The following is a 21,013-nucleotide window of genomic DNA, read 5'->3' on the forward strand; positions in this document are numbered from 1 at the left end:
GAGAAGGCGACGCCGACATCCGGCCCTTCGCTGCGCGAAGGGTGCCCTCACTCCATCGCCGCTCCGGGGGCACGCTGCGAAGGGCCATCCCTACCGACGGCGGCCCCGACCCATCGCAGCTCTCGCGGCATCCATGCCGCTCAACCCCCTCCACGGCAACTGCGCTCGGCTTCCTGACGGGGGTTGGGGTCCGAGTTGCCTGAAAGCTTGTGACCCTCATGACCTAAACAACCGACTGTACTGCCGCTCATGCGCCATGCTGGTCAGCACCAATCCAAACGGCGCGCTGCCCCAGGCCGCTTCCGGCAGCTGACTCGCTTCCCGCTGCGCCTGGCTCAGGACCGGCAACAGCTGCGAGGTCAACCGCTGCGCCGCCTGCTGCCCCAGCGGCAGGGTCTTCATCAGCACCGCCAGCTGATTTTCCAGCCAGCCCCACAGCCAGGCGGCCAGTGCATCGGCGGGTTCGATCCGCCAGGCACGGGCGGCCAGCGCCCAGGCCAGGGTCAAGCCGGGCTCGTCGGCGGCGGCCAGGCAGTCACGCCCCGGCTGGTCGAGTTCCGGCAGGCCGTCGAGCAGCTGCGCGAGGGAATAGCCCATCTGCCGGCTTTCCAGCTGCAGCTCGCGGGTTTCGCGGCTGGCGCGGTGTTCGGCAGCCAGATGCAACAGGCGCGGCCAGTCGTCCTGTGCCGCTGCTTCGCAGTGTGCGAGCAGCAGCGGCGCCTCGAAGCGGGCGAGGTTGAGCAGCAGTTGATCCTCCAGCCAACGCCGGGCGCTGTCCGGGTCGTTCACCTGGCCGTTCTCCACCGCCATCTCCAGCCCCTGGGAATAGCTGTAGCCGCCGATCGGCAGCTGCGGGCTGGCCAGCCGGAGCAGGGCCCAGGCCGGGACGGGCGCGCCCGCCGCGTTCACGGGCGTACGCCGAACTGGTGCAGGCGCGGTGCGTAACTGAACTCCGCCTCGCCGGCGTGGGAATGATGATGGCCGCCACCGTAGGCGCCATGCTCCGGCTGGAAGGGCGCCTCGATGTGTTCGACCTGGGCGCCCAGCTGCAAGAGCATGTCCTTGAGTACATAGTCGTCGAGTAGGCGCAGCCAGCCGTCGCCGACCTGCAGGGCGACATGGCGGTTGCCCAGGTGGTAGGCCGCGCGGGTCAGCTCGAAGGCGCTGGCGCAGGTGACGTGCAACAGCTGTTCGGGGCGGGCGCGCACGCGCACCACACGGCCATCGGCTGCCAGCAGGCACTCACCGTCGGCGAGCGGCGGCTGGCCGCGTTCGAGAAACAGGCCGACGTCTTCGCCGCTGCTGCTGAAGCAGCGCAGGCGACTCTTGCTGCGCGCGTCGTAGGTCAGTTCGAGTTCGGCCTGCCATTCAGGGCGGGCCGCGATGCGTTGGCGAATCACCAGCATTGCAAATGTTCCGGTCGGATCGTTTGCCGAAGCAGAGCAAGGGGCTTGCCAATCGGGCGTCCGGACAGGGCTGGTGGCGGCTACAGGGATCTTTGTGCCAGATATTGGGGCCTGTCGCGCACCGTTACGGTGCGCGCCGTGCGGTCGTGGCGCAAGCGTGCGCCTTACTGGTGCAGGCTGCGCACCATGTACACCGCCGGTATCTGATAGCTGGCCAGGTTGCCGGCCTGTGGCGGTTCGAGTTCGTCATGGGCCTGGTAGCCCAGGCGCGACCAGAAACCGGTCGAATCCTGTACCGACACCAGCGCCGAATAGCGCAGCCTGATGCTGCTGGCCTGCTTCAGGTTGTGGCGTACCAGCGCCGGACCGATGCCGCGACCGGCGGCGCGACGGGCCACGGCCAGATCATGCAGGTACAGACAATCGGCTTCACCGTCACTATGGAATTCACCGTCCAGCGGCGTGACCTTGCCCAGGCGGGACGGGTAGGCGAACAGGTAGCCGCAGACCCCCTCGGCGTCCTCGGCTACCCAGGCCAGGTGCGGGCAGGCCGCCAGGCGCGAGCGGATCACCGCTTCGTCTTCCAGTACCTCGGCAGCATAGGACTCTTCCTGGATCGCCAGGACGGCAGGGATATCGCGCTCCTGCATCGCTCTCAACTGGTACATCACGACTACACTCGAACGCCGCGAAACGCCACGCGGCCCGGCAAAAAGCCGGCGATCATACGCGAAACGGCGGTGTTTTGCTCGCCAGCGGACGGCCTGCCGGGGCGGGTGTACAGGTCCGCGGTCAGACGGTGTCAACTGGCCAGCCGGCTCGTCGCCGTGGCAGCACCAGTCAGCCGATTGATGGAGCATCCGCAGGCCTTGGCAGGCATAATGCTTAGTCTGCTAACAAGTGAGGCGAGCGTTGAACGATCATCACCACCCGCTCTATGGCGTTCTGCTGATACTGCTGTCGGGTCTGCTGCTGGCCAGCCATGACGGGTTGGCCAAACACCTTTCGGAGATCTACCCCGTCTTTCTGGTCATCTGGGCCCGCTACGTGGCGCAGACGGTGCTGATGACGGCGCTGTTCGTGCCGCGCATGGGGCAGCGCGTGTTCCGCACCCTGCGGCCCTGGCCGCAGCTGCTGCGCGGATTGAGCCTGGTCAGCGTCAGCCTGCTGTTCATCAACGGCCTGCATTTCATCCCGCTGGCCGAGGCGACCGCGGTGATCTTCCTGACGCCGGTGCTGGTGACCGTCGCCTCGGCGCTGCTCGGTGAGCGAATCAATCCCAGCCAGTGGATCGCGGTGGGGTTCGGTCTGCTCGGCGTGCTGATCATCGTGCGTCCGGGGTCGGCATTGTTCACTCCGGCAGCGCTGCTGCCGCTGGGCGCGGCGCTGTCGTTCACGGTCTATCAGCTGATCACGCGGCGCCTGGCCGGAACCGACCATCCGGTGACCAGCAACTACCTGACCAGCCTGGTCGGCTGCGTGGCCCTGAGCGTGCTGGTGATCTTCAACTGGCGCACGCCGACGCTGCACGACGCGCTGCTGATGGGCGCCCTCGGTGGCATGGCCATGCTCGGTCATCTGCTGCTGACCAACGCCTTCCGCTTCGCCAGCGCGGCGACGCTGGCGCCGTTCACCTACAGCCAGATCGTGTTCGCCGGGGTGGTGGGTTACCTCGCCTTCGATCACGCACCGGATGCCGGAGCGCTGCTCGGTATGGCGGTGATCATCGCCAGCGGGCTGTGCATGGCCTATGTGCAGCGCCGCCAGCCCGCCGCCGGCGGATAAACGGCGAATGTGCCATTCGGATGGCCGAACAGCTTCTCAGCATCGATATTGAAATGAACAGACAGGGCGATTCGACCCTTGCGTGCAACGCATACAACAAACGGAGCCTATATGCCGCGACTCTCTCATCATGACCTGCGCCGCAACTTCCGCGAGCTGCTCAACGCCGACCGCTGCTTCCACACGGCGTCGGTGTTCGACCCGATGTCGGCACGCATCGCCGCCGATCTCGGCTTCGAGGTCGGCATTCTCGGTGGCTCGGTGGCCTCGCTGCAGGTGCTGGCCGCGCCGGACTTCAACCTCATCACCTTGAGCGAGTTCGTCGAGCAGGCCACGCGCATCTGCCGCGTCGCCCAGTTGCCGGTGCTGGCCGATGCCGACCACGGTTACGGCAACGCGCTCAACGTGATGCGCACCGTTTCCGAGCTGGAGCGCGCCGGGATCTCCGCGCTGACCATCGAGGACACCCTGCTGCCACCCAAATTCGGTCGCCGCTCCACCGACCTCATCGGCATGTTCGAGGCCGTCGGCAAGATTCGCGCGGCGCTGGAGGCGCGAGTCGATTCGGAAATGGCCATCATCGGTCGCACCAACGCCGGCGTGATCGGCTTCGAGGAAGTCATCGCACGCGCCCAGGCCTACGAAAAGGCCGGTGCCGATGCCATCTGCCTGGTCGGCATCGAGGATTTCGATCACCTGGAAAGCATCGCCAGCCAGCTCAGCAAGCCGCTGATGCTGGTTACCTACGGCAACCCCAACCTGCGCGACAACGCGCGGCTGGCCGCGCTCGGCGTGCGCATCGTGGTCAACGGCCACGCAGCCTACTTCGCAGCGATCAAGGCGACCTACGACTGCCTGCGCGAGCAGCGTCAGGTCGACGCCCTGGACCTCAACGCCTCGCAGTTGTCGGTCAAGTATTCCACCGCGGACGAGTACGTCGTCTGGGCCGAGGAGTACATGCAGGTCAAGGAGTAAGCCGCTGACCCGCCCGGACAGCCATCGCTGCCCGGGTGGGCAACACCGCCGCCACTGGAGCCTTGATGAGCCCACGCCTGTTGACCTTCATGGTCGCCTTCGCCGCCTTTCTCGGGCCGTTCACTCAGACCGTGTATGCGCCGATCCTGCCGGAGCTCGGTGGTGCGCTGCGCACCACGCCGTTTCTGATCAACCTCAGCATCTCGATCTTCACGCTGGTGCTGGCCTTCATGCAGCTCATCTACGGGCCGCTGGTGGATCGCAGTGGGCGCAAGCGCACCCTGCTGGCCGGCTTGGCAATCTATATCGTCGCTTCCCTGGGCTGTTTCCTGGCCGATCGCATCGAGACACTGCTGGCGTTCCGCGCGCTGCAGGCGGTCGGCATCGCCGCCGGAGCGGTGGTGGCGGTCACGGTGATCGGCGATCGCTTCGAAGGCGCCGCGCGCGGCCGGGCGATGGGTTCGTTCCAGATGATGGTGGCGCTGGGGCCGGTGGTCGGCCCGGTGGTGGGCGGTTTCGTCGGCGAGCATCTGGACTTCCACTACGTGTTCCTGCTGCTGGCCCTCGTCGGTGCGGCCGCGCTGCTGAGCAACGCCATCTGGCTGCGGGAAACCCGGCCGGCCGGGGAGCCGCGCGCCTTTCATCCGGCGCAGTACCTGGAGGTACTGGGCAACCGCCAGGGGCTGGCGATCATGCTGCTGAGCTTCGTGCAGTACTACGCCTTCTACAACTACCTGGTGTTCATGCCGCGGGTGCTGGATGCGGTCTACGGCCTGAGCGCCAGCGAAAAAGGGCTGGTGTTTCTGCCGCTGTCGGTGGCCGTGGTGATCGGCAGCTACGTCGGCGGTCGGCTGCTCGGGCATTGGCGACCGCGGCCGATGCTGCTGATCACGGCGCTGCTCAATGCGCTCAGCCTGCTGCTGTTTGTGGCGGTGGCGCCTCTGTCACTGGTCGCGCTGGTGGTGGCGGTAACGGCGTTCGGGCTGTTTCTCGGGCTGTCGCTGCCGGTGCAGACCAGTCTGCTGATGGACCTGTACCAGCACAACCGCGCCACCGCTGTGGGCAGCTACAACTTCTTCCGCTTCATGGGCATGGCCACCGGGCCGGTGCTGGGCTCCTGGCTGTTTCAGGATGGCAACCTCGGGCTGCTCTACGGCTTCGCCGCAGCGGCCTTCCTGCTGGCGGTCGGCAATGCGCAGCTGCGCTTTCGATGGGGATAGCGCCGGCAGACGTCGGCGACGCTAGAAGAACGAGCGTTCGGCCTTGAACATCATGAACCCTTCGCAATAGGTGTTCTGCCCCGAATAGACGCCACATTGCGCGCCGCGCAGGCTGGTATCGGTGTAGGACAGATCCAGCTGCATGCCGAGTAGGCGCCGCGACAGGTTCAGAGACCAGTCGTTGAACACCCGCACGCTGCCGCCGGGGTAGTACAGCGGGCTGTCCAGGGTGTGGCTGGCGTACTTCAGGCGTACCCCGACATCGAACGGCCGCAGCGCACCCAGGTCGAGAAACAGCGTGCTGTCGGTCCGCCCCAGCGAGCTGCTCAGCGCGCCACCCAGCCGGCTGCTGCCCAGGTTGACGCCGGCGTAGTACTCCTCGCGGTTCTTGGCCTGCAGCTCGGGAAAGCTATAGCGGATCACGCCGAGCTCGTAACCCAGCGAATCGTCGAGCCGTGGCTGGGCGTAACCGACATAGCTGTTGAGCTCCAGCTGACTGCCGTCGAGCAGTCCGACGCTGGGCGACCACTGGCCGAGGTAGACGCCACTGGCGTGGGTCAGATCGAGGCCGCCACGAAAGGTGCCGGCCGTGGTGGGCTGCACCAGACCCTGGGCCATGCTGCGAGTCGGCGCGGTGCCGAGCTTGAGGTCGAACTGGCCGACCTCGCGTTCCACCACTTCAGGTTGGCTGGCGCAGCCGCCGAGCGCGATGGCCAGCGCGAGCAGATATCGTCTGTGCATATGCTGCTTCACTGGTGAGAAGACTGAACGGCCGACCGGTGACGACCACCTGCGGCAAGACCGGACTGGAGCGCTGCTGGCTGCCACGGCTTGCCTGAACCGGGCCGAGGATAGTCAAGCTGGTCGGGCTGCGAGCCCCGCTCGTCGATTTGGCGCCAGCGGATCGACAGGCGGCGCCGGTGCGTGGCCTAACGGAAATCCGGCGGTTCACGGCGCCGCTTTTTGGAAACCCCCGGCGCGAATACCGTTCCAATGCAGGCACACCCAAGAACTGGCCCGGCGGGCCGAGGAGGTTGCGATGGCCACCGGTTGGGCAGGAGATGGCGCGGTACAGGAGCAGATCGACAGCACCGTCGAAGATGCCGTACAGCGCGCCCGCAGCCGACTCGCTCGGGGCGAAAGCCTGAAGCACTGCGAAGAATGCGGAGAGAAGATTCCCGAGGCGCGCCGTCAGGCGGTGCCGGGTGTACGCCTGTGCATCAAGTGCCAGGCGGCGCAGGACAAGGAAGATGCCAGGTTCAGCGGCTACAACCGTCGCGGCAGCAAGGACAGCCAGCTGCGTTGATCAATCGCGGCGGATCGGCATCGAGAAAGTGAAGGTGGTGCCCGCTTCGGCACTGGAACTGACACGCATGCTGCCGCCGTGGGCACGGGCGATCTGGTCGACGATGAACAGGCCGAGCCCCAGGCCTCCTCGGCTGGAGCCTCCCTGGTCCTGCCAGTAGGGCTGGAACAGCCGCTCGAGGTGTTCGGCCGCAATCGGCGTGCCGCGGTTGTGCACGGCGAGTTCGAAATGCCCGTTGTCGGTCTGCGCCGTCACGATCACCGGGCCGGTGCTGGCGCCGTGATGCAGCGCGTTGGTGATCAGGTTGGCGAGCAGCTGCGCGATGCGGTCCGGATCGCACTCGAACATCTCCATTGGCGACAGCCGCTCGAGCAGCACCCGTCGCGGATGCGCATTGCGCAGCTCGTCGGTCACCTGGAGCAGGGTGCGATTGAGCTCCGGTGGCGTCGTCCAGTTCAGCGGAATGCCGTTGCCCAGCTGACCGCGGGCGAAATCCAGCAGGTCATCCACCATGCGCGAGGCACGCTGGCTGGCGGTGCGCACGTGCTCGGCCAGTTGCTGGGTGCCGACTTCCGTCGAGCGGCGCAGCAGCAGGTCGCTGGCCGCCTGGATCGAGGCCAGCGGGGTGCGCAGGTCGTGGCCGAGCAAGGCGATGAACTGCTCACGCTGATAGCCTGTGATGCGCTCGTCAGCCAGCGCCGCACGCGTAGCCTGCTGTTGCTCTTCGGCATCGATCTGCAGGGTCTGCAGGCGGGCAAAAGACTCGAACATCGCCCGCGTCGCCGGGCTGGAGAGGTCGCGGGGCTCCGGATCGAGTGCGCAGAGCGTGCCGAAGAAGCTGCCGTCGGCGCGCAGCACCGGTACCGAGATATAGCTTTCGAAGCCATACATCCGCGGCGTGTGATGGTTGCGGTAGTCGGGGTCGGCGCTGACCTGGCTGATGATGATCGGCTGGTGGGAGGCGTGGATCTCGCTGCACAGCGTGGTAGTGATGTCCAGCTCGCCGCCGACCTTCAGACCGAACTCGATGCGATCGAGCACGGCGCAGGCGGTCCAGTTCGACTCGGTGACGCGGGCGACCGCAGCGAAGCGCAGCCCGGTGGTTTCGCTGACCACCTGCAGGATGGCCGGTACAGCGCTGATGCGTTGCACGGTAAGCAGGTCGTCGAGGATGGATCGCACCATCTGCAGGCCCTGAGCGACGTAAAAAGGCCGGCCACTTTAACATGGCCGACCTCTGCAGCAGGCGCCGGTCAGCCGAGCGGAGCGGGTTGCACCGCCCGAGCGAGCAACGGCTGGTTACGCATCAGTCCGTAGTGCAGCACGCCGCCGAACAGCGCGCCGAGCAGCCAGGCGAAGCCGGACAGGCTCTCCAGGCCCGGCACCCACACCGAGGCCACCGAAAACAGCGCGCTGACGCCGAAGGCGATCATCGCCTTGCGGTTCCAGCCGGCATTGAAGTGGTAGATCCCGCTGCGCTCGGTGGAGAACAGCTGCTGCAGGTCCAGGTGCTGGCGGCGCACCAGGTAATAGTCGGCGACGATGATGCCGTACAGCGGCGCCAGCGCCGCGCCCAGCGTATCGACAAAGGCGGCGATGCCCACTTCGCTGATGAAGGCCACCCACAGCGCGCCGATGAAAAAGGCGATGGCGGCAGTGATGAAGCCACCGGTCCGGGCGCTGATCCTGGCGGGGGCCAGGTTGGCGATGTCGTAGGCCGGAGGGATGAAGTTGGCGACCAGGTTGATGCCCACCGTAGCGGCGAAGAAGGTGATCGCGGCGACCACCGTCAGGGTGACATTGTCGATGCGTGCCACGATGTCGGTCGGGTTGGTCAGCGTCTCTCCGAATACGACCACGGTGCCGGCGGTGATCACCAGCGCGATCATCGAGAATATCGCCAGGCTCACAGGCAGGCCGAAGAAATTACCGATGCGCATCTGCCGCTCGTCTTTCACGAAGCGGGCGAAATCGCCGTAGTTGATTACCACCGCTGCGAAGTAGGCGACCATGGTGCCGACCACTGCCGCGAATGCTGCAATCGGACCGCCGGCATGTTCGCCGCTGCCGCTGAAGATGTCGCCAAGGGCGCCCAGCAGGCTCGGGCCGGCCTGATACCAGATGGCGATCATCAGCACGATCATCACCAGGTAGACCAGCGGGCCGGCCCAGTTGAGAAAGCGCGTTACCCAGTCGACGCCGCGAACGAACAGCGCTACCTGAAACACGCAGACCATCACGTAGGCGGCCCAGTCGATGGCAGTCAGGCCGAGCAGTGTCGCCGCCTGTGGATCGGTGCCCATGAAGGCCCGGAGCAGCAGCGCAACGGCAGTCGAGGCAAAGTAGGTCTGCACGCCATACCAGAAGATCGCGACGATGCCGCGGACGACCGCCGGGAAGTTAGCGCCGCGTACGCCCATGCTCGCCCGCGCCATGACGGGGAATGGAATGCCGTACTTCACACTCGGTTTTCCGGTGAGGTGCACCAGCCCCATCACGATAAAGCCGGCCAGGACGATACCCGTCAGAACCGCCCAGCCATTGAGCCCGTAGCTGATGAAAAGCGTGGCGGCCAGCGTGTAGCCGAACAGACTCTGTATGTCGTTGGACCACACGTTGAAGATCTCGAACCAGCCCCATTTGCGCCCAGGCGGGGCGAGTGGTGCGAGATCGGCGTTGTACAGGCTGGGATCGAACTGTTTGATCTGGAAGTCGTCACGGTTCATGGGAGGGCGCTCTGAGCAAGACTGTGGAGTTTTTGTATGCAGTTCTTGTTCCGCGTAAGGCAGAGCTCGCGAATTTATCGGCCGTGGCGTAGCGCGCCACTTCGCCAACCCCTGAATTCTAGGCGCTCCCAGACAGTTCGCCTGAATTTTTTGTATACAGAAACTGATGCGGATTTAGCCGGGGATGAGTGCAGCGGCCTGTCTACGGTGCGCCGCTCGAGAGCCTTAGGTGCGTGCAATGCACCAGCAGGGTGCTTTCCGATGGCGCATAAAAAAGCCAGGCCCTGCGTGGGGGCCTGGCTTCCCGACCGAATCGGCCGATGGACGCGATTACTGCTGGGTAACGACCGCGGTGTTGTTGCTGCCGGTCTGGCTGATGCTGGCGTAGTCGGCAAAGCCTGCCTGGGTCACGGTCGCGAAGTTGTCGGTGCCGCTCTGCAGCAGCATAGCCTGGCTGGAATCGCCGAACTGATCGACCAGCGCGAGGTTGCCGTCGCCCTGCTGTTCCAGATCGACGGAGTTGCCGATTCCAGCCTGATCGATATCGGCCACGTTCATGTCGCCAGTCTGGATGAGATCGACGATGCCTTCCTGGCCGCTCTGGGAGACCAGCGCTTCGTTGCCTTCACCGAACTGATCGACAATGGTGCTGTTGTACGCGCCGTCCTGGATCAGCACCACATCGTTGCTCACGCCATCCTGGATCACGTCGGCGCTGTTGGCGAAGCCCGCCTGCTCTACGATCGTGCTGTTGTCCCGGTCGTATTGGCTGATGAACACCTCGCCCTCGACGCCGGTTTGAATGACATCGGCTTGGTGCAAGGCACCCTGCTGAGTCACCTCGGAAAAGTTGTCCTGGCCGAGTTGGGTGGTCGTGGCGCTGTTCTGCTGCGAAGCGCCGGTCTGATAAATGTACGAAGCCTGGCCGACGCCTTCCTGATAGACATCGGCGATCTGGTCAACACCGTTTTGTTCGATAACCGCTTCACTGCTGGCCGCAAAAGCCTGGGTGGCAGAGACGGCGAGGACAGCAGCGAAAAGCGCGTTGATTTTGAACATCGATTGTTTCTCCGTAGGATTCAGTCAATCGCGCCGCTGGTTTTTCAGCTGACGCGGTTACCCGAAATCGCCCGCTTTCCCCGAACGCGACGCCGGCAATGCCTCCGCCAGCCACGGTGGCCGGTGGTCGCTGCGCATCCATGCATCCCTGGGTAGAGCGTTGCGCTTGGGTTGTCAGACGGTAAATGCATGCCTGACTTTCCCAATCCATCGAACGGTTGATTCACTCGCGAACCGACGAAGTGCAGCGCGCGCATCAACCTTGCGGCGATGGTCAAAACGCGCGCCGGGTCGAAGGCAAGCGGCCTTCCAGCCCTGGTGCGCTGCCGATCAGAAGCGGTCGATCAGAACAGACTGATCAGAACAGAAAGTAGCGCTGCGCCATCGGCAGCACTTCGGCCGGTTCGCACCAGAGCAGCTGGCCATCGGCGCGCACCTGATAGTTCTGCGGGTCGACCTGGATGTCCGGCGTGTAGTCGTTGTGGATCAGGTCCTTTTTCTGCACCTGGCGGCAACCCCGGACCACGCCGATCTTCTTCTTCAGCCCCAGCTGTTCCGGCACGCCGGCCTCGAAGGCGGCCTGGCTGATGAAGGTGAAGCTCGACGCGTGCAGCGAACCGCCGTAACTGGCGAACATCGGCCGGTAGTGCACCGGCTGCGGCGTCGGGATCGAGGCGTTGGCGTCGCCCATCAGGCTCGCGGCAATGGCGCCGCCCTTGAGGATCAGGCTCGGCTTCACGCCGAAGAACGCCGGGCGCCAGAGCACCAGGTCGGCCCACTTGCCCACTTCGATCGAGCCCACCTCGTGGCTGACGCCGTGGGTGATTGCCGGGTTGATGGTGTACTTGGCGATGTAGCGCTTGGCGCGGAAGTTGTCGTTGCCCGCGCCGTCGCCGGGCAGGGCGCCACGCTGCTTCTTCATCTTGTCGGCGGTCTGCCAGGTGCGGGTGATCACCTCACCGACGCGGCCCATGGCCTGGCTGTCGGAGCTGATCATCGAGAACGCGCCGAGATCATGCAGGATGTCTTCGGCGGCGATGGTCTCGCGGCGGATGCGGCTCTCGGCGAAGGCCACGTCCTCGGCGATGCTCGGATCGAGATGGTGGCAGACCATGAGCATGTCCAGGTGCTCGTCGATGGTGTTGCGGGTGAACGGCCGGGTCGGGTTGGTCGAGCTGGGCAGCACGTTGGCGAAGCCGCAGGCCTTGATGATGTCAGGCGCGTGGCCGCCACCAGCACCTTCGGTGTGGTAGGTGTGGATGGTGCGGCCCTTGAACGCGCCGAGGGTGGTCTCGACGAAGCCCGATTCGTTCAGCGTGTCGGTATGGATGGCCACCTGCACGTCGTACTGATCGGCGACCGACAGGCAGTTGTCGATGGCCGCCGGGGTGGTGCCCCAGTCCTCGTGCAGCTTGAGGCCGATGGCTCCGGCCCTGACCTGCTCGATCAGCGGCTCGGGCAGCGAGGCGTTGCCCTTGCCGGTGAAGCCGATGTTCATCGGAAAGGCGTCGGCGGCCTTGAGCATCATCGCCATGTGCCAGGGGCCGGGCGTCACCGTGGTGGCGTTGGTGCCGGTGGCCGGCCCGGTGCCTCCACCGATCATGGTGGTCACGCCGCTCATCAGCGCCTCTTCGATCTGCTGCGGGCAGATGAAGTGGATGTGCGAGTCGATGCCGCCGGCGGTGAGGATCATGCCTTCGCCGGCGATGACTTCGGTGCTGGCGCCGATGGCGATGGTCACATCGGGCTGAATGTCCGGGTTGCCGGCCTTGCCGATGGCGGCGATGCGGCCGTCCTTGAGGCCCACGTCGGCCTTGACGATGCCCCAGTGGTCGAGGATCAGCGCGTTGGTGATCAGGGTATCGACCACCTCGGCGGCGCAGAGCTGGCTCTGGCCCATGCCGTCGCGGATCACCTTGCCGCCGCCGAACTTCACCTCTTCGCCATAGGTGGTGAAGTCCTTTTCGACTTCGATCCACAAGTCGGTGTCGGCCAGGCGCACCTTGTCGCCAACGGTGGGGCCGAACATGTCGGCATAGGCTTGGCGGGAAATCTTCATCCGTATCGTCTCGCGCAGGGTGGATGGCCGAAGCCATCCACCGATCCTGTTCACGGTGGAAAAGCCTTCGGCGTTCTCCACCCTACGAAAAGCGCTGTGCCCTAGAGCGCGCCCATCACCCGCCCGGCGAAGCCGAACACCCGGCGCTCGCCGGCCAGCTCGACCAGCTCCACCTCGCGGCTCTGGCCCGGTTCGAAGCGCACCGCGGTGCCGGCCGGGATGTTCAGGCGCATGCCGCGCGAGGCGGTGCGATCGAAGGTGAGCGCGTCGTTGGTTTCGAAGAAGTGGTAGTGCGAACCGACCTGAATCGGTCGGTCGCCGCTGTTGGCCACGCAGAGGGTCAGGGTGCGGCGGCCGGCGTTGAGCTCGATGTCGCCGTCCTGGATCTGGTATTCGCCGGGAATCATGGTTTCGAGGTCCTGTTCAGGGTCAGTTGCATCATGGTCAGGTCCAGCCAGCGGCCGAACTTGCAGCCGACCTGGCGCATCTGGCCGACATGGATGAAGCCCAGTTGCTGGTGCATATGCACCGAGGCGCGGTTTTCGCTTTCGATGAAGGCAACCATCACGTGCTTGTCGAGCATGCGGGCGCGCTCGATCAGTGCCTTCATCAGGCTGCGGCCGATGCCGCTGCCGCGATGGTCGGGGCTGACGTAGACCGAGTTCTCCACGGTGTGGCGAAAGCCGTCATGCGGGCGCCAGGGGCCGAAGGAGGCATAGCCGGCCACGCGGCCCAGCTCGTCGATTGCGACCAGCACGGGGTAGCCCTGCGCGTGACGCTCGGCCAGCCAGGCCTGGCGGTTGGCGAGGTCGACGCAGTGGTCGTTCCAGATCGCCGTGCTGTTCTGCACCGCGTCGTTGTAGATCTGCAGGATGCCTTCGAGGTCGGTGTCCAGGGCGTCGCGTATCTGCACGTTGGTTTCCTTCAAGAACGGTTCAAGGTCGTGGGCAGTAGACATTGACCGATATTTCAGGCGATTGGTTGATGCACCGTGACCAGCTTGGTGCCGTCCGGGAAGGTCGCCTCGACCTGGATTTCCGGAATCATCTCGGGCACGCCTTCCATCACCTGCTCGCGGCTGAGCAGGGTGGTGCCGTAGTGCATCAGCTCGGCGACCGTCTGGCCGTCGCGCGCGCCTTCGAGCAGCGCGGCGGAGATGTAGGCCATGGCCTCCGGGTAGTTGAGCTTCACACCGCGGGCCAGCCGGCGCTCGGCCACCAGGCCGGCGGTGAAGATCAGCAGCTTGTCCTTTTCTCTCGGCGATAAATCCATAACAGCTCCAGTCGTAGGGTGGATGTCGCTTTTCACATCCACCGGCTCGTGGTCGAGACCACGCAGCGATCATCGGGCGGCACTTGGCAAGCGCCGGCGTAGGGTGGGCAACGGCGCAGCCTTGCCCACCGGTCATTCAGGTACTCCAGATGCGAGGCGGTACCGCCTCGCGGCCCAGCAGTTCAGGGCGCAACAGCCGCCACAGATCGATCAGCCAGGCGCGCGCATGCAGCGCTTCGTCCGCGAGACAGCGCGCGACCACCAGGCCCGGCAGCTGGGTCAGGTCGCCACGCACGCGGCTGGGTAGTTCACGGCAGCGTTCCATCAGCTCGGCGTCGATTTCGCCGCTGACGATCAGGGTCGCAAACACCGAATGCCCGTCGAGGCCGATCGGCGAATCCAGCAGGCCGTCGCCGCCGGCGATGCGCTGGCGTTCGTGCCAGATGAGCTGACCATCGCGACGGATATCCAGGCGCGCCTGGAAATGCCCGGCGTCGAAGCGCTCGCCTGCTGCCGGCCGGCCGAGGGCGACGATGTCCCAGTAGAACAGCCGCGCATCGCCTTCCAGCTCGATGACCGTGCTCAGCTCGGCCTGCGCTGCGGAATAGACAATGGTCTCCTGCGGCAGCCATTCCAGCGTGGCACCGGCCTCGACGCGCAGCTGCAGGTCCTGAAAGGCCGGGCTGGCGGCGCGATACCACTTGGCTGCACCGGGGCTGGTCAGCTGCGCCCAGGCACTGGCTGCAACCGTGGCGCTGATATCCAGCCGATCGCCACCGGCAATGCCGCCCGGTGGGTGCACGATGATGTGCTGACAAACCTCCGGCCCCTCGGGATAGAGATGCTTCTGCACCCGCAACGGCCCCGTGTGGCGACGCAGCACCGGCCGTGTTGCGCCGGCGCACGGCGCATAACCGAGCTCCAGCTCGGCATGCCAATGGGGGGTGAGCAGCGGTGCAGGGGCGTTCATGGGTGCAGGCTTTTCGATCTGTCGGTCAGGAAAGCAGAGCAATCGCCATGCCCGTTATGCGCTGCATTGGTGCGCGGCCTGACAGATCGGCGCTATGGCGTTTTTTCGACGTGGATTGGCATCTTGGGCAGCGTCTCAGGTTGTTCTTTTTGTGCATCGGGCTGGTGCGTCGAGCGATAAATGCGCTGTTGTGGTGCGCTGGCCGGTCAGATCGCGACCAGCCCGCGTACGCCTTCGGCTTCCATGGTTTCGCCGCGGCCCTGCTGGATGATCTCGCCGCGGCTCATCACCAGGTACTGGTCGGCCAGTTCGGCGGCGAAGTCGTAGAACTGCTCCACCAGGAGGATCGCCATGTCGCCGCGGGCCGCGAGCTTCTTGATCACCGCGCCGATCTCCTTGATCACCGAGGGCTGGATGCCTTCGGTGGGTTCATCGAGGATCAACAGGCGCGGCTTGCTCGCCAGCGCTCGGCCGATGGCGAGCTGCTGTTGCTGGCCGCCGGAGAGGTCGCCGCCGCGGCGGTGCTTCATTTCCTGCAAAACCGGGAACAGCTCGTAGATGAACTGGGGTACTTCCTTGGCTTCCCTGGCGCTGAAACGGGACAGGCCCATCAGCAGGTTTTCCTCGACGGTCAGGCGGCCGAAGATCTCGCGCCCCTGCGGCACATAGGCGATGCCGGCGTGCACGCGCTGGTGCGGCTTGAAGCCGGTGATCGGCTTGCCCTCCCAGTTCACCGCGCCTTCCTTGGCCGGGATCAGGCCCATCAGGCACTTGAGCAGGGTGGTCTTGCCGACGCCGTTGCGTCCGAGCAGGCAGGTGACTTCGCCGACCTTCGCCTCGAACGAGAGGCCGCGCAGGATATGGCTGCCGCCGTAGTACTGGTGCAGTTGCTGGACTTGCAGCATGTCGATGTCCTTGTTTCTTTCGTGACGCGTGGAAAAAGCTGCGCCGCTTTCGGTGGATAAGCCTGCGGCGTTATCCACCCTACGATTCGACGGGCGTAGGGTGGATGGCCGAAGCCATCCACCTGTTTGCTCAACGCCCCAGATACACCTCGATCACCCGCTCATCCGCCTGCACCTGTTGCAGCGAACCCTCGGCCAGCACCTGGCCCTGGTGCAGCACGGTGACGTGGTCGGCGATGGTCTCGACGAAGCCCATGTCGTGCTCGACCACCATCAGCGAATGCTTGCGCGCCAGCGACTTGAACAGCTCGGCGGTGAACTCGGTCTCGGCGTCGGTCATGCCGGCCACCGGCTCGTCGAGCAGCAAGAGCTGCGGCGACTGCATCAGCAGCATGCCGATCTCGAGGAACTGCTTCTGCCCGTGGGACAGCAGCCCGGCCGGGCGATGACGCGACTGGCCGAGGCGGATGGTCTCCAGCACTTCGTCGATGCGGTCCTTCTGCTCGCCGGAAAGCCTGGCCCTGAGGCTCGCCCACACCGACTTGTCGGTCTTCTGCGCCAGCTCCAGGTTCTCGAACACCGAAAGCGCCTCGAACACCGTGGGCTTCTGGAACTTGCGGCCGATGCCGGCCTGGGCGATGTCCACCTCGCTCATGCGGGACAGGTCCAGGGTTTCGCCGAACCAGGCGCTGCCGCTGGTGGGGCGCGTCTTGCCGGTGATGACGTCCATCATGGTGGTCTTGCCGGCGCCGTTGGGGCCGATGATGCAGCGCAGCTCGCCGACGCCGATGTACAGGCTTAGATTCGTCAGCGCCTTGAAGCCGTCGAAGCTGACGTTGATGTCTTCCAGGCTGAGGATGGTGCCGTGGCGTACGTCCAGGCCCTTCTCGGCGACCCGGCCGAGGCCGATGGCATCGCGGGTCAGGCCACCGCCGGTGGGGTCGAAGCCGTCGATGACGGCGCTGCAGGGTACGGTTTTCATTCTTCGCCCCTCCGCTTGATGAGGCCGATGACGCCCTTGGGCAGGTACAGGGTGACGACGATGAATAGCGCACCGAGGGCGAACAGCCAGTATTCGGGGAAGGCCACGGTGAACCAGCTCTTCATGCCGTTGACGAGGCCTGCGCCGAGCAGCGGGCCGATCAGCGTGCCGCGCCCGCCGAGGGCGACCCAGACGGCGGCCTCGATGGATTGCGTCGGCGCCATCTCGCTGGGGTTGATGATCCCCACCTGCGGCACGTAGAGCGCACCGGCCAGGCCGCAGAGCACCGCCGACAGCGTCCAGATGAACAGCTTGTAGCCGCGCGGATCGTAGCCGCAGAACATCAGCCGGTTCTCGGCATCGCGCAGGGCGGTGAGCACCCGGCCGAACTTGCTGCGCGCCAGGCGAAAGCCCAGGTACAGGCTGCCGGCCAGGAGCGCCACGGTGGCGAGGAACAGCGTGGCGCGGGTCGCCGGCGCCGAGATCGAGAAACCGAGGATGGTCTTGAAATCGGTGAAGCCGTTGTTGCCGCCGAAGCCGGTCTCGTTGCGGAAGAACAGGAGCATGCCGGCGAAGGTCAGCGCCTGGGTCATGATCGAGAAGTACACGCCCTTGATCCGCGAGCGGAAGGCGAAGAAGCCGAAGACGAAGGCCAGCACGCCGGGCACCAGCACCACCAGGCACATGGCCCAGAGGAAGCTCGATGTGCCGTACCAGTACCAGGGCAGCTCGTTCCACGCGAGGAAGCTCATGAATGCCGGCAGGCCGTCACCGGCACTCTGGCGCATCAGGTACATGCCCATGGCGTAACCGCCGAGGGCGAAGAACAGGCCGTGGCCGAGGGACAAGAGCCCCGCGTAACCCCAGACCAGATCCAGCGCCAGGGCGACGATGGCGTAGCAGAGGATCTTGCCCACCAGGGTCAGGGTGTAGGCCGAAACGTGCAGGGCATGCTCGGCCGGCAGCAGGTGCAACAGCGGCATGGCGACGAGGACGGCGAGCGCCAGGCCGAGGGCGATGACCGTGGCTTTCGGCCCGGCTTTCTGCGCGGCGGTGAGGGTAAGTGGCTGGTTCAATCGATGACCCTCCCCTTGAGAGCGAAGAGCCCCTGCGGACGCTTCTGGATGAAGAGGATGATCAGCGCGAGGATGAGGATCTTGCCCAGCACGGCGCCGATCTGCGGTTCGAGGATCTTATTGGCGATGCCGAGGCCGAAGGCGGCGAAGATGCTGCCGGCCAGCTGACCGACACCGCCGAGCACCACCACCAGGAAGGAATCGATGATGTAGCTCTGGCCGAGGTCCGGGCCGACGTTGCCGATCTGGCTCAGGGCCACGCCGCCGAGCCCGGCGATGCCGGAACCCAGCCCGAACGCCATCATGTCGATGCGCCCGGTGGGCACCCCGCAGCAGGCGGCCATGTTGCGGTTCTGCGTGACCGCGCGCACGTTCAGGCCCAGGCGCGTCTTGTTCAGCAAGAGCCAGGTCAGAAGCACCACGAACAGCGCGAAGCCGATGATCACCATGCGGTTGTACGGCAGCACCAGGTTCGGCAGCACCTGCAGGCCACCGGACAGCCAGGCCGGATTGGCGACCTCGACGTTCTGCGCGCCGAACAGCACCCGCACCAGCTGGATCAGGATCAGGCTGATGCCCCAGGTCGCCAGCAGGGTTTCCAGCGGGCGGCCGTACAGGTGGCGGATCACCGTGCGTTCCAGCGCCATGCCGATCGCAGCGGTGACGAAGAAGGCCACCGGCAACGCCACCAGCGGATAGAAGGCGAGGGCTTCCGGGGCGAGCCGTGCCATCAGCACCTGCACCATGTAGGTGGTATAGGCCCCGAGCATGAGCATCTCGCCGTGGGCCATGTTGATCACCCCGAGCAGGCCGAAGGTGATCGCCAGGCCGAGGGCGGCGAGCAGCAGGATCGAGCCCAGCGACAGGCCGCTGAAAGCCTGGCCGAGCAGCTCGCCGATCAGGAGCTTGCGCTTGACCTGAGCCAGGCTGGTCTCGGCGGCCTTGCGCACGTTGGCGTCGGTTTCCGCCTCGTCGGCCAGTAGGTTCTCCAGGCGCACCCGCGCCATGGGCGCGCCGGTTTCGCCGAGCAGGCGCACCGCGGCGAGGCGTACTGCGGGGTCGCTTGCGGTCAGCTGCAGGTTGGCCAGCGCCAGGGTCAGCGCTTCGCTGACGGCGGCATCGTCCTCGGCGTCCAGGCGCTGCTGAAGCAGCTCGAGCTGTTCCGGTTGGCCGCTGCGCTGCAGGCGCTTGGCCGCGGCGAGGCGCTGTGCGGGGTCTTCGGCGAACAGCTGGTGGCTGGCCAGGGCGGTGTTGAGCAGGCCGCGCAGGCGGTTGTTCAGGCGCAGCTTCTTCGGCGTGCCGACTGGCTCGGCATCACCTTCGAGGGCACGGTAGGCCCCGTTTTCCTCGATGAAGGGCGTCTTGTTCTGGTCGATGGCCACGCGATTGGCACGCAGCGCTTCGATCAGCGGCAGCCGCTCAGGCGCGGGCGCGGCGGCCCAGCTTTCCAGCAGCCTGGCCTGTTTGGCCGGGCTGGCCTTGGCGTAGTCGGCCGCGTCTCCGGCCTGGGCTGCCCAGGGCAGAACCAGCAGGAGCAGCAGCAATAATCGGTGCAGGGCAGTGTTCATGCGTGAATTCCCCAGGGGGCGCCGCGGGCTCTCTTGATGGAGGTGGCGGCGATGGGCGGGCGGATGAGAACGTCTCGACTACGCGTTCCGATCCGCCCAACGAAAGCCGAGCGATCGTGTGGTGGATCGGGACGCGAAATCGGTGCGTCACCTATCCACCATGACGACCGCAGCGGTTAGTTGGACTTCACCGCGTAATCCGGCTTCTTGTCGTTGCCCGGGATGTAGGGGCTCCACGGCTGGGCGCGGACCGGGCTTTCGGTTTCCCAGACCACCGAGAACTGACCGTCCTCCTGGACCTCGCCGATCATCACCGGCTTGTGCAGGTGGTGGTTCTTCTCGTCCATGGTCAGGGTATAGCCGCTCGGTGCCTTGAAGGTCTGCCCGGCGAGTGCATCGCGTACCTTGTCCACCTCGGTGCTGCCGGCCTTCTCGACCGCCTGCGCCCACATGTGGATGCCGACGTAGGTGGCCTCCATCGGGTCGTTGGTCACCGCCTTGTCGGCGCCCGGCAGGTTCTTGGCCTTGGCGTACGCCTTCCACTTGCTGACGAAGGCTTCGTTGACCGGGTTCTCCACCGACTGGAAGTAGTTCCAGGCGGCCAGGTGCCCGACCAGCGGCTTGGTGTCGATGCCACGCAGCTCTTCTTCACCGACCGAGAAGGCGACGACCGGAACGTCGGTGGCGTCCAGGCCCTGGTTGGCCAGCTCCTTGTAGAAGGGCACGTTGGAGTCGCCGTTGATGGTCGACACCACGGCCGTCTTGCCGCCGGCGGCGAATTTCTTGATGTTGGCGACGATGGTCTGGTAATCGCTGTGACCGAAGGGGGTGTAGACCTCTTCGATGCTGGATTCCGGCACGCCCTTGCTGATCAGGAAGGCGCGCAGGATCTTGTTGGTGGTGCGCGGGTAGACGTAGTCGGTACCGAGCAGGAAGAAGCGCTCGGCGCTGCCGCCGTCTTCGCTCATCAGGTACTCGACGGCGGGGATGGCCTGCTGGTTCGGTGCGGCGCCGGTGTAGAAGACGTTCGGCGACAGTTCCTCGCCTTCGTACTGCACCGGGTAGAACAGCAGACCGTTGAGTTCTTCATAGACCGGCAGCACGGATTTGCGCGAAACCGAAGTCCAGCAACCAAAGGTCACCGCGACCTTGTCTTGGGTCAGCAGCTGACGGCCTTTCTCGGCGAACAGCGGCCAGTTGGAAGCCGGATCGACCACCACCGGCTCGAGCTGCTTGCCGAGCACGCCGCCCTTGGCGTTGATCTCGTCGATCGTCATCAGCGCCATGTCCTTGAGCGAGGTCTCGGAGATGGCCATGGTGCCGGACAGCGAATGCAGGATGCCGACCTTGATGGTTTCGGCGGCCTGCAGGGTGAAGGGGAACAGACCGCTGAGCATCAGGGCACTGGCGGCGAGGGTGGTCTTGATCAGAGGACGGCGTTTCATTTGGGGCTCCTTGGCTGTCCGTGCGCAACTGTGGGCTGGGTACATCGGAACGCCTGGAGCAATGGCAGCATCCGTGCCAAATGGCGCAAAGCCTTCTACGACGCCGCTTTGCGCCGATCCTGGGTTGATCCGGCAGCTTTCGTGGTGAGCCATGCTGGTGCATCGCAGGGCGCGTGGTGCACTGCCAGGGCCCGCTTTGCCCGATTTCGGTGCCCGCCCGCCACTTGCCCGTTGCAGGCCTGGCTTCTAGCATGGCCGG

At 65.5% G+C, this 21,013-nt stretch carries 21 protein-coding genes; 4 read left to right on the forward strand and 17 right to left on the reverse strand.

Features of this window, described 5'->3' with window-relative positions; all coding sequences use genetic code 11:
- Positions 1-216: 216 nt before the first annotated feature.
- The 3 genes from P5703_RS01450 to P5703_RS01460 form a co-directional block, all read right to left on the reverse strand.
- On the reverse strand, positions 217-909 hold the full coding sequence (locus P5703_RS01450) for an urease accessory protein UreF (protein WP_014597811.1): 693 nt from the start codon (positions 907-909) through the stop codon (positions 217-219).
- Positions 906-1,406, reverse strand: a complete 501-nt coding sequence (gene ureE, locus P5703_RS01455; protein WP_014597810.1) for an urease accessory protein UreE — start codon at positions 1,404-1,406, stop codon at positions 906-908. Before ureE ends, P5703_RS01450 begins: the two co-directional genes overlap by 4 nt.
- Before the next feature lie 164 nt (positions 1,407-1,570).
- A complete protein-coding gene (locus P5703_RS01460) occupies positions 1,571-2,056 on the reverse strand; it encodes a GNAT family N-acetyltransferase (RefSeq protein ID WP_014597809.1) in 486 nt (161 codons plus the stop codon).
- A 262-nt stretch (positions 2,057-2,318) separates the two neighbouring features.
- On the opposite strand from P5703_RS01460, the gene P5703_RS01465 reads away from it, so the two are divergent.
- The 3 genes from P5703_RS01465 (at position 2,319) to P5703_RS01475 (ending at position 5,386) form a co-directional block, all read left to right on the forward strand.
- Positions 2,319-3,191 carry a DMT family transporter gene (locus tag P5703_RS01465; RefSeq protein WP_019405392.1) on the forward strand — a complete coding sequence of 291 codons (873 nt, stop codon included), beginning with the start codon at positions 2,319-2,321 and terminating at the stop codon, positions 3,189-3,191.
- Positions 3,192-3,302: 111 nt separating this feature from the next.
- Positions 3,303-4,166 (forward strand): oxaloacetate decarboxylase, encoded by an 864-nt coding sequence (locus P5703_RS01470; protein WP_234493430.1) that lies wholly within the window; start codon positions 3,303-3,305, stop codon positions 4,164-4,166.
- Between the two features lie 65 nt (positions 4,167-4,231).
- On the forward strand, positions 4,232-5,386 hold the full coding sequence (locus P5703_RS01475) for an MFS transporter (protein ID WP_285585333.1): 1,155 nt from the start codon (positions 4,232-4,234) through the stop codon (positions 5,384-5,386).
- Positions 5,387-5,407: 21 nt separating this feature from the next.
- Here P5703_RS01475 and P5703_RS01480 read toward each other — a convergent pair whose 3' ends face one another.
- Positions 5,408-6,127 carry a TorF family putative porin gene (locus P5703_RS01480; RefSeq protein WP_017246516.1) on the reverse strand — a complete coding sequence of 240 codons (720 nt, stop codon included), beginning with the start codon at positions 6,125-6,127 and terminating at the stop codon, positions 5,408-5,410.
- A 298-nt stretch (positions 6,128-6,425) separates the two neighbouring features.
- Here P5703_RS01480 and P5703_RS01485 point away from each other — a divergent pair, with 298 nt between their 5' ends.
- A complete protein-coding gene (locus tag P5703_RS01485) occupies positions 6,426-6,692 on the forward strand; it encodes a DksA/TraR family C4-type zinc finger protein (protein WP_013984140.1) in 267 nt (88 codons plus the stop codon).
- Here P5703_RS01485 and P5703_RS01490 read toward each other — a convergent pair whose 3' ends face one another.
- The 13 genes from P5703_RS01490 to urtA all read right to left on the reverse strand — a co-directional run bounded on the left by P5703_RS01490 (position 6,693) and on the right by urtA (position 20,754).
- A complete protein-coding gene (locus P5703_RS01490; RefSeq protein ID WP_256069125.1) occupies positions 6,693-7,877 on the reverse strand; it encodes a GAF domain-containing sensor histidine kinase in 1,185 nt (394 codons plus the stop codon). It abuts the gene before it with no gap.
- A 68-nt stretch (positions 7,878-7,945) separates the two neighbouring features.
- Positions 7,946-9,418 carry an NCS1 family nucleobase:cation symporter-1 gene (locus tag P5703_RS01495; protein WP_256069126.1) on the reverse strand — a complete coding sequence of 491 codons (1,473 nt, stop codon included), beginning with the start codon at positions 9,416-9,418 and terminating at the stop codon, positions 7,946-7,948.
- A 330-nt stretch (positions 9,419-9,748) separates the two neighbouring features.
- Positions 9,749-10,477, reverse strand: a complete 729-nt coding sequence (locus P5703_RS01500) for a hypothetical protein (protein WP_256069127.1) — start codon at positions 10,475-10,477, stop codon at positions 9,749-9,751.
- Between the two features lie 358 nt (positions 10,478-10,835).
- Positions 10,836-12,536 (reverse strand): urease subunit alpha, encoded by a 1,701-nt coding sequence (ureC, locus tag P5703_RS01505; protein WP_221292666.1) that lies wholly within the window; start codon positions 12,534-12,536, stop codon positions 10,836-10,838.
- A 101-nt stretch (positions 12,537-12,637) separates the two neighbouring features.
- Positions 12,638-12,943 carry an urease subunit beta gene (locus tag P5703_RS01510; protein ID WP_013984136.1) on the reverse strand — a complete coding sequence of 102 codons (306 nt, stop codon included), beginning with the start codon at positions 12,941-12,943 and terminating at the stop codon, positions 12,638-12,640.
- On the reverse strand, positions 12,940-13,494 hold the full coding sequence (locus P5703_RS01515; protein ID WP_017246510.1) for a GNAT family N-acetyltransferase: 555 nt from the start codon (positions 13,492-13,494) through the stop codon (positions 12,940-12,942). Before P5703_RS01515 ends, P5703_RS01510 begins: the two co-directional genes overlap by 4 nt.
- Before the next feature lie 11 nt (positions 13,495-13,505).
- Entirely contained in the window at positions 13,506-13,808 is a 303-nt protein-coding gene (gene ureA / locus P5703_RS01520; protein ID WP_003283033.1) for an urease subunit gamma, read from the reverse strand.
- A gap of 136 nt (positions 13,809-13,944) precedes the next feature.
- A complete protein-coding gene (locus P5703_RS01525) occupies positions 13,945-14,778 on the reverse strand; it encodes an urease accessory protein UreD (RefSeq protein WP_256069129.1) in 834 nt (277 codons plus the stop codon).
- 206 nt (positions 14,779-14,984) lie between these two features.
- The gene (urtE, locus tag P5703_RS01530; RefSeq protein WP_126527177.1) at positions 14,985-15,683 is read right to left on the reverse strand and encodes an urea ABC transporter ATP-binding subunit UrtE; all 699 of its coding nucleotides are present in this window, start codon (positions 15,681-15,683) and stop codon (positions 14,985-14,987) included.
- Between the two features lie 130 nt (positions 15,684-15,813).
- The gene (urtD, locus tag P5703_RS01535) at positions 15,814-16,665 is read right to left on the reverse strand and encodes an urea ABC transporter ATP-binding protein UrtD (protein ID WP_256043830.1); all 852 of its coding nucleotides are present in this window, start codon (positions 16,663-16,665) and stop codon (positions 15,814-15,816) included.
- Entirely contained in the window at positions 16,662-17,741 is a 1,080-nt protein-coding gene (gene urtC / locus P5703_RS01540) for an urea ABC transporter permease subunit UrtC (RefSeq protein ID WP_003283037.1), read from the reverse strand. The genes urtD and urtC overlap by 4 nt, the downstream gene beginning before the upstream one ends.
- On the reverse strand, positions 17,738-19,309 hold the full coding sequence (urtB, locus tag P5703_RS01545) for an urea ABC transporter permease subunit UrtB (RefSeq protein ID WP_020305874.1): 1,572 nt from the start codon (positions 19,307-19,309) through the stop codon (positions 17,738-17,740). Before urtB ends, urtC begins: the two co-directional genes overlap by 4 nt.
- A 176-nt stretch (positions 19,310-19,485) precedes the next feature.
- Positions 19,486-20,754, reverse strand: coding sequence for an urea ABC transporter substrate-binding protein (urtA, locus tag P5703_RS01550; RefSeq protein WP_011914735.1), 1,269 nt, complete (start codon positions 20,752-20,754; stop codon positions 19,486-19,488).
- Between the last annotated feature and the right edge of the window lie 259 nt (positions 20,755-21,013).

This window comes from Stutzerimonas sp. FeSN7 (assembly GCF_030263795.1).
Lineage (GTDB): Bacteria > Pseudomonadota > Gammaproteobacteria > Pseudomonadales > Pseudomonadaceae > Stutzerimonas > Stutzerimonas stutzeri.